Raw genomic sequence first — 12,528 nt, 5'->3', positions numbered from 1 at the left:
CCGGCGGCCGTGGCGATGTTTGCCGCAGCCGGGGGTTGATCGAACACCTCGCGTGGGTCGTTGCCCACGTCAGGGTATTCGCAGCATCAACTTCTTAAGGTTAGAACGAGAATGCGCTTTTTGCTGATGCGATTTTTCTAATATGCCGCGCCAGTGCTGCGTTGCAGCGCAGCACGGGGTGGGCGGTGGGTGTCATCAAACGGCCGTTCGCTATACACTCGACGCATTCAGTTACGAGCCAGACCATGCAGATCGTCCTCATCAGCGGCTTGTCCGGATCGGGCAAGAGTGTCGCGCTCAATGTGCTCGAAGACGCCGGCTACTACGTGGTCGACAATCTGCCGGCCACGCTGCTGCCGCAGTTGGTGACGAACCTGCGCGGTGCGGGTTACCGGCGGGTGGCGGTGGCGGTGGATGTGCGCTCGGGCATGTCGATTGCCGCCTTGCCGGGCGAGGTTGAACGCCTGCGCGGCATGATTGCCGATGTGCGCTTCATCTTCCTCGATGCGCGTGATGACACCTTGATTGCCCGCTTCTCCGAAACCCGTCGGCGGCATCCGCTCGCGGAGGACAACGTGACTTTGGCCGAGGCGATCGCCCGTGAGCGCGAGGCGCTCGACCCGATCGCGCGGCTGGGTTACCGCATGGACACCAGCGACACCCAGGCCAACACCTTGCGCGCGTGGATCAAGGACTACATGCAACTGGAGGCCACCGACGGCCTCACCTTGCTGTTCCAGTCCTTCGGCTTCAAGTACGGCATTCCGGTCGATGCCGATCTGGTCTTCGATGTGCGCTGCCTGCCCAACCCGCATTACGACCCCAAGCTGCGTCCGCTCACTGGCAAGGACCAGCCGGTGATCGATTTTCTCGAGCGCATCCCCGAGGTCGGTCGCATGGCGGAAGACATCCGCGTCTTTGTGGCCAACTGGCTGCCGGCCTACATCCGCGACAATCGCAGCTATCTCACGGTGGCCATCGGCTGTACCGGGGGGCAGCATCGCTCGGTGTATTTCGCCGAATGGCTGGCCAAGGCGTTTGGCGACAACGTGCGCGTCATGGTTCGGCATCGCGCTTCGGCGCGTCGTTCGCGGGACGGTCAGAGCGCTTCATGAAGCTGGCCTGGCACGAATGGCGGGCCGGCTTTCGTCCGGGCGATGTGTTGGTGATTCTTGGCGGGCTGGCCACCTGCGTTTTCTTTGCACTGAGCTTCTGGCAAGGCGGCGTCGCGCGCTGGGCCGAGGTGCGCGCCGGCGGCAAGGTGGTCGCCCGGCTGAGCCTCGACCGCCCCGCGGCGGTCGACGTCGATGGCCCGCTGGGGCAGACCCGGGTGCAGGTCGAACCGGGCCGCGCGCGGGTATTCAGCGACCCCGGTCCGCGCCAGTATTGCGTGCTGCAAGGCTGGCTGACCCGCGCCGGCGCGGTCGCCATCTGCGCGCCTAACGAAGTCAGCCTGCGCCTGCTCGGCGACAGCAGCGCCTATGACACGCTCAACTACTGAACTGCCGGTCACCAACGCCGACGTGCGCATTGCCCGCTATGCGGCGGCGGCCATCGCGCTGTCGGTGGCTGAGGCGGCGATTCCGCTGCCGCTGCCGGGGGTCAAGCCGGGGCTGGGCAACATCATCACCCTGGTGGTGCTGGCGCGCTGGGGCTGGCGCGAGGCGGCCTGGGTGGCCTTGCTGCGGGTGTTTGCGGCGTCCCTGGTGCTCGGCCAGTTTCTGGCGCCGGGCTTCTTTTTGAGCCTCAGCGGGGCGCTGATCAGTCTGGTCGTCTTGGCTTTGGCGCAGCACTTGCCCAAACGCTGGTTCGGCCCGGTCAGCCATAGCGTGCTGGCGGCCTTCGGCCATTTTGCCGGCCAGATTTTGATTGCCCGGCTTTGGCTGGTGCCGCATGACGGCATTTTCTATCTGGTGCCGGTGTTCGCGCTGGCGGCGGTGGTGTTTGGTACGGTCAACGGACTGGTGGCCGACTACCTGTTGCGTCACTCGCCACCGCGCGCCACCTCGTCCAACTGAGCCCGGATCGGCCAGACGCTGCGCCCGTATTGGCGCTAAGATGACGGCGTATCCACGCAATCCCTCCCGGATCGGTCATGCGCCTGTTCAAAAACCTCGCCATTTTTCTGTTGTGCCTGCTTTTGCTGGCCGCGGGGGCGATCTGGTATCTGACCGAAACCTTCGATAGCGACCGGGTCAAAGCCGAGCTGGTTCAAGCCGTCGCCGAGCGACACGACCGCGCGCTGCGCATCGATGGCGAACTCACCCTGTCCTTCTGGCCGCGGCTGGCGCTCGACGCCAGCCAGGTCAGCCTGTCGGCGCGCGGTGCGCCGGCGCAGCTCGCCGCGCACATGGCGCGGGTGCGGGTGCATGTCGGCTTGCTGCCCTTGCTGTCGCGGCAGGTGGATGTTCAGGAGATGCGCTTCGAGGGCTTGAATATTCACCTCACGCGGGATGTCCTCAAAACTCTCGAATCGCTGGATGGTCTGCGCGATGCGACCTCGATCAAGGACCGCAAGGTGGCCTTCAACGTGCGTCGGGTGACGGTCACCGGCGGCGCGCTTGAGGTGGTCGACCCGATCAATGGCGTGACGCTGCAGTTGTCGGATGTGACCGCCTTCCTTGGCCCGGTGGGTAAGGGCGTGCGCGGCGGCCTTGGGGTCGAGGGCGATGCCAGGGCGGTCGGCGCCTTGCCAGCCGCCGGGCGCTTCCGGATGACCGCCGGTTTCGACATCAATGGCGACGGCGTGGTCAGTCTGAATATTGCCGGCGTGGATTTTTCCGGCGAGGCGCTGGGCTATCAGCAAGCGGGCCTGGGGCTCAGTCTGGGGGGCGTGACGGCCGACGCGCAAGGCCGCTGGCAAGGGCGGGACGTGGCACTGCGCATGACCGGAAAGGGGCGTAGCGGCACCAGCGAGATTGCCGCCGACGTGGCCGAGTGGCAGTGGCAGGACGGCCTGCATCTGGCGCTGGCCACGGCGAGCTTCAAGCGCGACGGCGAGCGCGGTGGCGCCTTGGCCGGACGCGTGAGCAATCTGCGCACGGGGGGCGAGGGCTGGACGGCCGACAGCCTGGCGCTGGAGGGCAACCTGCGTCGTGACGGCCGCAGCCATGGCGTGAGCGTGCAGGCGGTGCCGGCCTGGCGCAGCGAACCCGCCGAACTCATGCTCAATGGTCTGGATGCCCAAGTCGGCTGGCCGCGCGCCGACGCGGCGCCGGCCCGCAAGCTGCAGATCACCGGGCAGCTCGCCTGGCAGCCGCTGGCCGGTGTGCTCGCGTCGGAGCTGGCATTCAGTGATGGCACGCACCGGCTGGCCGGTGCGGTGAGCGTTCGTCCCGAGACCACGCCGGCGCTGGAGTTTGATCTGCATACGCCGCTGTTGTCGCTGGCGGCCTACCGCGCGGAGCTGAGGGCGCTGTGGTCCGCGCCCACATTGCCGCCGTTTGCGGGGCGACTCCGGGCCGATCGGCTGGAGGCCGATGGCTGGCGCTTTGAGTCGCTGGTGCTGCCCGTGGCGAGCGATGGCTCAGACTTGCGGTTGGGGCCGTTTGATGGGGCGGTGTTCAATGGCCGGGTGTCCGGACAGCTCGCGCGCGATGCGGCGGGTGCGGGCACGCTCAGTCTCAAGGCGACCGGCGTGGCGATCGAGCAATGGCCGATGGCGGCCGAGGCGACGCCGATGCTCGGCGGTGGTCTGAATGCCGATGTGCGCCTCGAGTTTGATGCCCGCGCGGCCGACCCGCTGGCGACGGCACAGGGGCCGATGCGCTTTCAACTCAACGGTGGCGCCTGGCGCGGCACCGCGCTGATCGACGCGCTGCGGGCGCAGGATAGCGTGCTGGCGGCGGCGCTGCCGGGCGACGCGGTGGCAGACAATCTGCCCATTCGCGCGGCCAGCGCCGAGGTGCAGGTGGCCGCGGGCGTTGCGCAGGTCGAGACGCTGTCGATTCGCGGTGCGTGGCTGCAGCTGAGTGGTCAGGGTCAGATCGGGCTGGGCGACGGTGCGCTCGATCTGTCACTGACGGCGGCGTTGGCCGAGGCGCCCAAAGGCATGAGCCGCAAGCTGTACCGAAAACTGAAGACGCAGACCCAGTCGATCCGCCTGGGCGGCAGTGTCGCCGCGCCGGTGTGGCGCACCGAGGCGGCGAGCGCCGCCCCCTGACACTACACTCCGTTGGCCTTGAGCCAGGCCTGAAGCCGCTGCCAGCCATCCTGCGCCGGGCCTTCGCGATAGCTGGGTCGGTAGTCGGCATGGAAGGCATGGCCGGCGTCGGGGTAGATCACCACTTCAGCTTTTTTACCCGCCGCGTTGACTGCGTCCCGCATGGATTCAACGTCGGCGGCCGGAATGCCTTGATCCTGCGCGCCGTACAGCCCAAGCACCGGCGCCTTGACTTCGCCGGCGAGGTCGATGGGGTGGCGCGGTTGCAGACTGGTGGCTTCGCCGCGAATCCGGCCATACCAGGCGATGCCGGCCTTGAGCTTTGGGTTGTGCGCGGCGTACAGCCACACGATGCGTCCGCCCCAGCAGAAGCCGGTGATGCCGAGTCGGGCAGTGTCGCCGCCGTGGCCGGCCGCCCAGGCGACGCTCATGTCGAGGTCTGACATGACTTGCTCGTCAGGCACCTTCGAGACGATCTCCTTGAGCAGCGTGGGGATGTTGTCGTACGTGCCCGGGTCGCCCTGACGGAAATACAGCTCGGGGGCGATGGCCAGATAGCCGAGTCGGGCGAGGCGGCGGCACACATCGCGGATGTGCTCGTGCACGCCAAAGATTTCCTGCACCACCAGCACCACCGGGTGCGGCCCGCCCTGGGCGGGCGCGGCGTAGTAGAGCGGCAGGGGGCCGGTGCCGGTGTCGAGCCTGTCGGTGCCGGTGCGCAGGCCGGCGTCATCGGTATGGATCATGGTTTGAGCACTCACGGGATGGGTGGCCAGGGCAAAACCGGCGGCGGTGGCGGTGAGCAGAAAGCCGCGGCGATCGAGTCGGTTGGCGGGGAGCAGGCTGTCGAAATCGAGATCGCTTTGCATCGCAAGTCTCCAGGGGCAGGGGCCGGCGGACGGCTGTCCGCCGGAATATCATCGCGTGTGACCGTTGCCCGGCGGTCGCGTTCAACCCGGCAGACAGGTCCAGCCATCCATCAGCATCCGGGCGCTGCGCCGCAGCACAGCGGCCTCCAGCATCCATTGGCCCTGCCGGGTGTGGGTGGTGGCGCCGACTTCGCTACGGCCCGAGGGGTGGCCGATGCGCAGTGGGCCGACCGGGTCATTGAGCAGTTGGCGTGACACCAGCGAGCCGGGCACGCCGGCTGCGGCCGCCACGGCGATGGCCGCGGTGCCGGGGATGGCGTGATGGAAGCTGCCCATGGATAGCACGCGGGTGAGCAGATCGAGATCGCTGGCGGCAAAGCGTTTGCCGTCGACGGACTGGCACTGGGCCGGCGGGGCGACAAGGGCAAGCTTGGGCGTGTGCTGGCGGCGCGCAGCGGCCTCGGCCGAGTCGGCCAGGCCCATGGCCAGCGCGCCGGCGATGCGCAGTTGCTCGCAGCGTGCGCGCAGTGCTGCATCGGCGTTGAGTTCGGCCTGCGAGGCGGTGCAGTCGGCGCCGAGCGCATGGGCCGAGACAAACACCATCGGGTTGCCGGCGCTGACCAGGGAGGCGTCGACCGGGGTGCCGTCATCCAGCGTGAGTGTGTCGACCGGGTTGCCGGTGGGCAGAATGCCGCCGCCCTCGGCGCTGCCGGGGTCGAGAAAGGTGAGGGTGATCGGCGCCGACGGGAAGGCCACGCCATCGAGCACGAACTTGCCGGCCTCAAGCGGCAAGCCGTCGAGTACCGGTACGCGGGCGTGAATCCGCTTGCCCACGTTGGCTTGCCACAGGCGGATGTTGGCTTCGCCATTGGCCGGTGCCGGCACCAGCTCGCGCCACAGCGCAAAGGGGCCGACGGCGGCGGTGAGGTTGCCGCAGTTGCCCGACCAGTCGATGGCGGGCTGGTCGATCAGTACCTGGCCGAAGAGATAGCTCACATCGCACTCGGCTTCGCTGGCGGGCGAGACGATGACTACCTTGCTGGTGCTGGAAGTGGCGCCGCCCAGGCCGTCGATCTGCTTGCCGTAGGGGTCGGGGCTGCCGAGCAGGCGCACCAACAGGGCGTCGCGTTCGGTGGGGTCGGCGGGCAGGTCGCTGGCGAGGAAGAACACGCCTTTGCTGGTGCCGCCACGCATCCACGCGGCGGGAATTCGGGTCTGGGGCATGGATACGCGCTTGTCGATCGAGAAAGGAGCGGTGACGTCGCAGAAGCGGGCCGGTGCAGAGTGTTCTTTATAGCGGCCTTGCTTGCGCCTGTCATTGTCCAGGCTTAGTCTGGCGGCTCGGTTGGTGCACGGTTTTTGTTATGTTGTTGGCTCATTCCCGGATAATCAGTCGTTTGGCTGGATCATCGAACCACAGGACAGACTCATGAGTTCTCTCAATCTCATCGGCGGCGAGAAAGGCGGTGTTGGCAAATCCGTGACGGCACGGGTGTTGGCGCAGTATTTCATCGACAAGGGGCGGCCGTTTACCGGTTTCGACACCGACCGTTCGCACACCTCCTTCACCCGTTTCTATGCCGATTACGCGTCGCCGGTGATCGTCGACACTTACGAGGGCCTGGACCTGATCGCCACCGTCTTCGACGAGCCGCCGCCGGACGAGGGCGAGGCGCCGAGCGTGATCGTCGACCTGGCCGCGCAAACCGCCGCACCGCTGGCACGCTGGATCAAGGATTCTGACCTGCTCCCGCTGCTGGCCGAGATGGGCATTACGGTCAATTACTGGCACCTGGCCGACGCCGGCGCCGACTCGGTGAGCCTGCTCAATCGCCTGATCAACACCTATGGCGCCGAGCTGAATTACTTTGTGGTGAAGAACCTCGGTCGTGGCACGGACTTCACCCAGCTTGAAGCCTCGTCGGCCCTGCAGGGCGCCAAGGCCCTGGGCGCCCGCGTCATCAGCTTGCCGGAGTTGCATGAAGCGAGCATGCGCAAGATCGACCGTCAGAGCGCCAGCTTCTGGGCGGCCAGCAATACGCGTGGCGGCCCCGACGCGCTCGGCATGCTGGAGCGTCAGCGGGTCAAGACCTGGCTGCGCGCGATCTACGCGAGCTTCGACGAGCTGCCGCTGTAAGGCGACCTGAGCCGGTGGACGAGGGGTGGCGCAATCGCCACCCACAGCGGAATCAGCGGCCACAGGCGGCCGGCGGCGAGATTGTAGTTGGCCAGCAGCGCCGACCACGAGTGGCCGGCGACGAAGTGGCCGAACAGGAACTCAAACGCGAGCGTCATCGCCAGCCACAGGCCGCCGAGCGCGGCGGCCTGGCGCGCTGAGTGTGGCCGCAATCGCGGCATCACCCACCAGATATAGACGCCAAATAAAGCGATGGCGCTCAGCGTCGAGACTTGCTGCGCGCGCGCTTCGCCCAGTGGCGCGAGCAGCCAGGCTTCGCGTGCCACGCCATTGACGATGGCGATGAGCACCATCGGCAGCCAGGCGATGGCCCAGCCGGCGAGTGCGGCAGGGCGTATCGGCGAGGCAGGTGTTACGCCGGGCATGGCCGCGGTTTACTTCTCGGCGAGCGCCTGGCCCAGCAACTCGGTCATCAGGCCATTCAGCCCGCCTTCATGCGCGGCACCGCGTTCCTGCAGTTGCTTGACCAGCGTGATCGGCAGTTTGCAGGCGAAAGGCACCACGCCGAGGGCGCGCTCTTGCTGGCGTTGTTCGCGCTTGTCGGCGCCTTGCTCCGCGCTGCCAAAGCGTGCGGGGTTGGCGGCTGCACCGAGCTTGTTGTTGATCTTGAGCCCGCGGCTTTTCGCGAGGTCGGAGGGTTTCATCGTCATGGGTGTTCCTTGTGGCCCGATGCCGGCATGGACGCCGGCGCGGCATTATCGCGCAATGTTGCCTGTGTGGCGCGTCGCGCGCCGAATGGCCGTTCACGAAGCGTTTGAAAATGATTCTCTATACTGTCGACTCATCGTCAGTCCGGAGTGAAATGTCATGACCATCAAGTCGCGCGCCGCCGTCGCTTTTGCCGCTGGCAAGCCCCTGCAAATCGTTGAAGTGGACGTGGCGCCGCCCCAGGCTGGCGAGGTGCGGGTGCGCATCGTCGCCAGCGGGGTCTGTCACACCGACGCCTTCACCTTGTCGGGCGACGACCCCGAGGGTATTTTTCCGGCGATTCTCGGTCACGAGGGCGGCGGCATTGTCGAGTCGGTGGGCGAGGGCGTGACCTCGCTGGCGGTGGGCGATCATGTGATTCCGCTCTACACGGCCGAATGCCGCGAGTGCAAGTTCTGCAAGTCGGGCAAGACCAATCTGTGCCAGGCGGTGCGCGCCACTCAGGGCAAGGGCCTGATGCCGGACGGCACCACGCGCTTCTCTTATCAGGGCAAGCCGATCTACCACTACATGGGCACCTCGACCTTCTCCGAATACACCGTGGTGCCGGAGATTTCGCTGGCCAAGATCCCCAAGGAGGCGCCGCTCGAGAAGGTGTGCCTGCTCGGTTGCGGCGTGACCACCGGTATCGGCGCGGTGCTCAACACCGCCAAGGTCGAGGCGGGTGCGACGGTGGCCATCTTCGGCCTCGGCGGCATCGGCCTGGCGGCGATCATCGGCGCGACCATGGCCAAGGCCGGGCGCATCATCGCCATCGACATCAATCCGTCCAAGTTCGAGATCGCCCGTGCGCTGGGCGCGACTGACTGCGTGAACCCGAAAGACTTCGACAAGCCGATTCAGGACGTCATCGTCGAGATGACCGATGGCGGGGTGGACTACTCTTTTGAGTGCGTCGGGAATGTGAATCTGATGCGCGCCGCGCTGGAGTGCTGCCACAAGGGCTGGGGCGAATCGACCATCATTGGCGTGGCCGGCGCGGGGCAGGAGATCTCCACCCGCCCCTTCCAGCTCGTCACCGGCCGGGTGTGGCGCGGCTCGGCCTTTGGTGGGGTGCGCGGGCGCACCGAGCTGCCGGGTTATGTGGCCAAGGCGCAGCGCGGCGAGATTCCGCTCGACACCTTCATCACCCACACCATGGGGCTGGACGAGATCAACACCGCCTTCGAGCTGATGCATGAAGGCAAGAGCATCCGCAGCGTGATCCATTTCTGAGCGGGGCGCGCGCATGTCAATCGAATGCCTCTCCAGCCAGCGCAGCTTCGGCGGCTGGCACAAGCGCTATCGTCACCGCGCCGCCAGCCTTGGCTGCGACATGGTGTTTGCGGTGTATCTGCCGCCACAGGCCGAATCCGGGCAGCGCCTGCCGGTGGTCTATTGGCTCTCGGGCCTGACCTGCACGGATGAAAACTTCATGCAGAAGGCCGGCGCGCATCGCGTGGCGGCCGAACTCGGCATGATTGTTGTGGCACCCGACACCAGCCCGCGCGGCGAGGATGTGCCGGGCGACCCCGACGGCGGCTGGGACTTCGGCCACGGCGCCGGTTTCTATGTGAACGCCGCCGAAGCGCCCTGGGCCGAGCACTACCGCATGTACGACTATGTGGTGGACGAGTTGCCGGCGCTGATCGAGGCCAACTTTCCGGCGTCTGATCAGCGCGGGATCAGCGGGCATTCGATGGGGGGGCATGGCGCCTTGATCTGCGCGCTGAAGAACCCCGGCCGCTACCGATCGGTGTCGGCGTTTTCGCCGATCTGCCATCCCATGGACTGCCCCTGGGGCGAGAAGGCGCTGTCGCGCTACCTGGGCGCCGACCGGGCGGCGTGGCGCGCGTGGGATGCGACCGAACTGATTGCCGACGCGCCCGAGCGCTTGCCGATCCTCATCGATCAGGGTGAGGCCGACGGCTTTCTGGCCGAGCAGCTTAAGCCCGAGGCCTTGCAGGCGGCGGCCGACGCGGCGGGGTATCCGTTGACGCTGCGCCTGCAGCCGGGCTACGACCACAGCTACTACTTCATCGCCAGTTTCATCGAATCGCATTTGCGCCATCACGCGCAGGCCATGGCGGTGTCGGTGGCTATTCGCTGACCCGGCCGCGGCCGGCCTTGATGGCGCTGCGCCGGGTCTTGCTCTCCAGGCGTTTTCTGACCGCGCTGCGGGTGGGCCGTGTGGCGCGGCGGGTCTTGGGCTCGACCGCCGCACTGGCGATCAGGTCTTCGAGCCGGCGTATGGCTTCGGCGCGGTTCTTTTCCAGGCTGCGGAACGCCTGCGCCTTGATGATCACCACGCCGTCCTTGCTGATGCGCTGGTCGCCGCGCGCCAGCAAGCGCGCCTTGACGGCATCGGGCAGCGATGAGGCGCCGATGTCGAAGCGCAGATGCACTGCGTTCGAGACCTTGTTGACGTTCTGCCCCCCCGAGCCTTGCGCGCGGATGGCGGTGATTTCGATCTCGTCGGGCGGAATCTGGATGGGTGGGTGCATGCGCGGAATGAGTGGGGGGCGAGGTGCTATTGTAGAAAGGATTCGCCATGCGATGCGTCCTGCATTGCATGGGTTGCTTCGACGCCGTGTTGTTCGGGCCGAATGCAGGACGTTCTTTCGGGTGTCACCATGATCGAAACCATTCTTCTGACCACCCCGCGCATTCTGACGTTCGACGGAGATTGCGGTCTGACCAATGCCACCGGTTTCTACTTTGAACGCGACGACCGCCTGTTCCTGGTGACCAGCCGCCATGTGATGTTCGACGAGCCGAGCGGGCATTTTCCGAACCGCATCGAGATCGAACTGCACACCAACGCGGCCAACAACGCGGAGTCGACCGGCTTCTCGATGCTGCTCTACCGCGATGGCAAGAGCGCCTGGCGGCAGGCCGAGGACTCGGCCGGGGAGGTGGATGTGGCGGTGCTTGAAATCGACCGCGCCGCCCTGCCGAAAACCACCTCGTTCAGAGCCTTCACGCCCAAACACCTGCTGAGCCAGCTCGATCAGGTCGAGGTCGGCTCATCCTTGCTGGTGGTGGGGTTCCCGCTGGGCTTTCACGACACGCTGAACCACATGCCGGTGGTGCGTCAGGCGATCATCGCCTCGTCCTTCGGCTTGCGCTTTCAGGGCAAGGGCTATTTTTTGACCGATGCCCGCACCCATCGCGGCACCAGCGGCGCGCCGGTCGTCATGCGGGTGGCTAAACCCGCCGCCGAACTCGGCGATCTGCCGTGGATGCTGCTCGGCGTGCACTCGGCCCGGCTTGATGTGGGCGAGCGTGATCTCGAAGTGGACGAGGCGCTAGGGCTCAACTGCGCCTGGTACGCCGACATCCTGATGACGCTGACCCAAGACTGAGCGCCGCTCGCCACGCGTGCGCCACGAGTCAGGGTCAGGCGTTCGGCGGGTTCGTGTCGCCTGCGTTGGCGCCAGCGTTGTCGTCCGGGCCATTCTGATCGTTGTTGCTACCGTCGCCGGCGGCCTTGTTGGCCAGCTTTGCCTGGCGCTTTTCGTCTTGCTTGCGCTTCTTGGCCAGATCGCGCTGGCGCTTTTCGAATTGATAATTGGGTTTTGCCAAGAGGTCATTCTCCTTGTGTCGGCCGGATGGCCGGTGAGTGATAGGGAATCAGAACACACGCTGGCGGCTGCTCGGCGCACCGAGACCGCCAGCCTGTCAGGCTCAGTAGCGGTTGCCACCACCGCCGCTGCGGCCAAAGCCACCGCCGCCGTTGCGACCACCACCGCCGCCACCCGGGCCGCGGCCACCAAAGCCGCCGCCACCGCCGGTACGCGGCGCTTGCGGGCGCGCTTCGTTCACGATCAGGCTGCGGCCGCCGGCATCCTTGCCGTTGAGCGCCGCAATCGCTGCTTCTGCTTCCTGGTCCGAATTCATTTCGACGAAGCCGAAGCCCTTGGAGCGGCCGGAGTCGCGATCCATGATGACCTGGGCCGAGCTGGTGGCGCCAAAGGGCGCAAACATTTCTTCGAGGTCGGTATTGGTGACCGAGTAGGCCAGGTTGCCGACATAAAGCTTCTTGCTCAAGGGAGTTCTCCACAAATAGAAAAGGCATGACACCCGGCTTGACCATGGGAGGATTCCCGCGGGCGAATGGCACGACAAAGGTCAAGCACTCGAGGGCCGCGCGGGGCGGTGTCACATGCCTCGTTCTTTTGCGCCAGGCTGGAACATGAAACCGGTTCTGGCCTTGGTGCTACACCTCGGAGCAGACATTGGATCAGAGGGGCCGGGCTTTGGCAAGGCGAGCCGCTTGGCGAATGTCTCGCCCATGTGCAGGCCTGGGCCCGCGGGCCGACATGCCGCGAGCGCGGCGGTGCGTTGTGGGGAGTCGTCGCCTCAGGCGCCGGGCGGGTATCGGCTCGCCACGGTTGGCCGGCGCTGAGCCTATTGATACTTGGCGAAGATGGCTTTGGCGTCCTGGTGGGCGCGGTCCAGCGTGCAGATCGATTCATCGTCGTCATGGCCGACAAAGAATTCGTCGTCCTGGGCGCGCATCACCATCGCGATGGCCGCCTCGTCTTCGAGTTCGTATTTTTCGACGATCAGCGTCGTGACTTCATCCAGGTGTTCTTCGTAGGTCATGCTGT

16 protein-coding genes are annotated in these 12,528 nt (G+C 66.3%); 8 read left to right on the top strand and 8 right to left on the bottom strand.

Going from position 1 to position 12,528, the window contains the following annotated elements; translation table 11 throughout:
- Positions 1–245: 245 nt before the first annotated feature.
- From rapZ to FHP89_RS07050, 4 genes are all read left to right on the top strand, one after another.
- Positions 246–1,115, top strand: a complete 870-nt coding sequence (rapZ, locus tag FHP89_RS07065) for an RNase adapter RapZ (RefSeq protein WP_144174844.1) — start codon at positions 246–248, stop codon at positions 1,113–1,115.
- On the top strand, positions 1,112–1,501 hold the full coding sequence (locus tag FHP89_RS07060; protein WP_144174846.1) for a NusG domain II-containing protein: 390 nt from the start codon (positions 1,112–1,114) through the stop codon (positions 1,499–1,501). The genes rapZ and FHP89_RS07060 overlap by 4 nt, the downstream gene beginning before the upstream one ends.
- Positions 1,482–2,018 (top strand): Gx transporter family protein, encoded by a 537-nt coding sequence (locus FHP89_RS07055; RefSeq protein ID WP_144174848.1) that lies wholly within the window; start codon positions 1,482–1,484, stop codon positions 2,016–2,018. The genes FHP89_RS07060 and FHP89_RS07055 overlap by 20 nt, the downstream gene beginning before the upstream one ends.
- A gap of 77 nt (positions 2,019–2,095) precedes the next feature.
- Positions 2,096–4,162: an AsmA family protein gene (locus FHP89_RS07050; protein ID WP_144174850.1), complete on the top strand. Its 2,067-nt coding sequence runs from the start codon at positions 2,096–2,098 to the stop codon at positions 4,160–4,162.
- A gap of 2 nt (positions 4,163–4,164) precedes the next feature.
- Here FHP89_RS07050 and FHP89_RS07045 read toward each other — a convergent pair whose 3' ends face one another.
- The gene (locus FHP89_RS07045) at positions 4,165–5,031 is read right to left on the bottom strand and encodes a dienelactone hydrolase family protein (RefSeq protein WP_144174852.1); all 867 of its coding nucleotides are present in this window, start codon (positions 5,029–5,031) and stop codon (positions 4,165–4,167) included.
- Between the two features lie 81 nt (positions 5,032–5,112).
- A complete protein-coding gene (prpF, locus tag FHP89_RS07040; protein ID WP_144174854.1) occupies positions 5,113–6,255 on the bottom strand; it encodes a 2-methylaconitate cis-trans isomerase PrpF in 1,143 nt (380 codons plus the stop codon).
- A gap of 205 nt (positions 6,256–6,460) precedes the next feature.
- Here prpF and FHP89_RS07035 point away from each other — a divergent pair, with 205 nt between their 5' ends.
- On the top strand, positions 6,461–7,168 hold the full coding sequence (locus FHP89_RS07035) for a mobilization protein (RefSeq protein ID WP_144174857.1): 708 nt from the start codon (positions 6,461–6,463) through the stop codon (positions 7,166–7,168).
- Here the strand turns inward: FHP89_RS07035 and FHP89_RS07030 are convergent.
- Together FHP89_RS07030 and FHP89_RS07025 are read right to left on the bottom strand one after the other, a co-directional pair.
- Entirely contained in the window at positions 7,138–7,593 is a 456-nt protein-coding gene (locus FHP89_RS07030; RefSeq protein ID WP_144174859.1) for a hypothetical protein, read from the bottom strand. The genes FHP89_RS07035 and FHP89_RS07030 overlap by 31 nt on opposite strands.
- A gap of 9 nt (positions 7,594–7,602) precedes the next feature.
- Positions 7,603–7,878 (bottom strand): hypothetical protein, encoded by a 276-nt coding sequence (locus FHP89_RS07025; protein ID WP_144174861.1) that lies wholly within the window; start codon positions 7,876–7,878, stop codon positions 7,603–7,605.
- 157 nt (positions 7,879–8,035) lie between these two features.
- Between FHP89_RS07025 and FHP89_RS07020 the strand changes: the two genes are divergently transcribed.
- Complete coding sequence (locus FHP89_RS07020; protein ID WP_144174863.1) at positions 8,036–9,151, top strand: S-(hydroxymethyl)glutathione dehydrogenase/class III alcohol dehydrogenase; 1,116 nt, start codon at positions 8,036–8,038, stop codon at positions 9,149–9,151.
- Positions 9,152–9,164: 13 nt separating this feature from the next.
- Positions 9,165–10,025, top strand: a complete 861-nt coding sequence (gene fghA, locus FHP89_RS07015; RefSeq protein ID WP_144174865.1) for an S-formylglutathione hydrolase — start codon at positions 9,165–9,167, stop codon at positions 10,023–10,025.
- On the opposite strand, the gene arfB is transcribed toward fghA, so the two are convergent.
- Positions 10,015–10,419, bottom strand: coding sequence for an alternative ribosome rescue aminoacyl-tRNA hydrolase ArfB (arfB, locus tag FHP89_RS07010; RefSeq protein WP_144174867.1), 405 nt, complete (start codon positions 10,417–10,419; stop codon positions 10,015–10,017). The two genes, fghA and arfB, sit on opposite strands and share 11 nt — an antisense overlap.
- 129 nt (positions 10,420–10,548) lie before the next feature.
- On the opposite strand from arfB, the gene FHP89_RS07005 reads away from it, so the two are divergent.
- On the top strand, positions 10,549–11,280 hold the full coding sequence (locus tag FHP89_RS07005) for a S1 family peptidase (protein WP_144174869.1): 732 nt from the start codon (positions 10,549–10,551) through the stop codon (positions 11,278–11,280).
- A 34-nt stretch (positions 11,281–11,314) separates the two neighbouring features.
- Here the strand turns inward: FHP89_RS07005 and FHP89_RS07000 are convergent, their stop codons facing one another.
- The 3 genes from FHP89_RS07000 to FHP89_RS06990 all read right to left on the bottom strand — a co-directional run bounded on the left by FHP89_RS07000 (position 11,315) and on the right by FHP89_RS06990 (position 12,523).
- Positions 11,315–11,500: a hypothetical protein gene (locus tag FHP89_RS07000; RefSeq protein ID WP_144174871.1), complete on the bottom strand. Its 186-nt coding sequence runs from the start codon at positions 11,498–11,500 to the stop codon at positions 11,315–11,317.
- Between the two features lie 102 nt (positions 11,501–11,602).
- Complete coding sequence (locus FHP89_RS06995; protein WP_144174873.1) at positions 11,603–11,965, bottom strand: RNA recognition motif domain-containing protein; 363 nt, start codon at positions 11,963–11,965, stop codon at positions 11,603–11,605.
- A 360-nt stretch (positions 11,966–12,325) separates the two neighbouring features.
- Positions 12,326–12,523 (bottom strand): hypothetical protein, encoded by a 198-nt coding sequence (locus FHP89_RS06990; protein ID WP_144174875.1) that lies wholly within the window; start codon positions 12,521–12,523, stop codon positions 12,326–12,328.
- Positions 12,524–12,528 lie beyond the last annotated feature (5 nt).

The sequence above is a fragment of the Denitromonas ohlonensis genome (assembly GCF_007625205.1).
GTDB lineage: Bacteria > Pseudomonadota > Gammaproteobacteria > Burkholderiales > Rhodocyclaceae > Nitrogeniibacter > Nitrogeniibacter ohlonensis.
This window is presented reverse-complemented; position numbering and strand designations above follow the sequence as displayed.

Coding starts and splice junctions, on each gene's coding strand:
- rapZ (WP_144174844.1), top strand. CDS start 246: ATGCAGATCGTCCTCATCAGCGGCTTGTCCGGATCGGGCAAGAGTGTC.
- FHP89_RS07060 (WP_144174846.1), top strand. CDS start 1,112: ATGAAGCTGGCCTGGCACGAATGGCGGGCCGGCTTTCGTCCGGGCGAT.
- FHP89_RS07055 (WP_144174848.1), top strand. CDS start 1,482: ATGACACGCTCAACTACTGAACTGCCGGTCACCAACGCCGACGTGCGC.
- FHP89_RS07050 (WP_144174850.1), top strand. CDS start 2,096: ATGCGCCTGTTCAAAAACCTCGCCATTTTTCTGTTGTGCCTGCTTTTG.
- FHP89_RS07045 (WP_144174852.1), bottom strand. CDS start 5,031: ATGCAAAGCGATCTCGATTTCGACAGCCTGCTCCCCGCCAACCGACTC.
- prpF (WP_144174854.1), bottom strand. CDS start 6,255: ATGCCCCAGACCCGAATTCCCGCCGCGTGGATGCGTGGCGGCACCAGC.
- FHP89_RS07035 (WP_144174857.1), top strand. CDS start 6,461: ATGAGTTCTCTCAATCTCATCGGCGGCGAGAAAGGCGGTGTTGGCAAA.
- FHP89_RS07030 (WP_144174859.1), bottom strand. CDS start 7,593: ATGCCCGGCGTAACACCTGCCTCGCCGATACGCCCTGCCGCACTCGCC.
- FHP89_RS07025 (WP_144174861.1), bottom strand. CDS start 7,878: ATGACGATGAAACCCTCCGACCTCGCGAAAAGCCGCGGGCTCAAGATC.
- FHP89_RS07020 (WP_144174863.1), top strand. CDS start 8,036: ATGACCATCAAGTCGCGCGCCGCCGTCGCTTTTGCCGCTGGCAAGCCC.
- fghA (WP_144174865.1), top strand. CDS start 9,165: ATGTCAATCGAATGCCTCTCCAGCCAGCGCAGCTTCGGCGGCTGGCAC.
- arfB (WP_144174867.1), bottom strand. CDS start 10,419: ATGCACCCACCCATCCAGATTCCGCCCGACGAGATCGAAATCACCGCC.
- FHP89_RS07005 (WP_144174869.1), top strand. CDS start 10,549: ATGATCGAAACCATTCTTCTGACCACCCCGCGCATTCTGACGTTCGAC.
- FHP89_RS06990 (WP_144174875.1), bottom strand. CDS start 12,523: ATGACCTACGAAGAACACCTGGATGAAGTCACGACGCTGATCGTCGAA.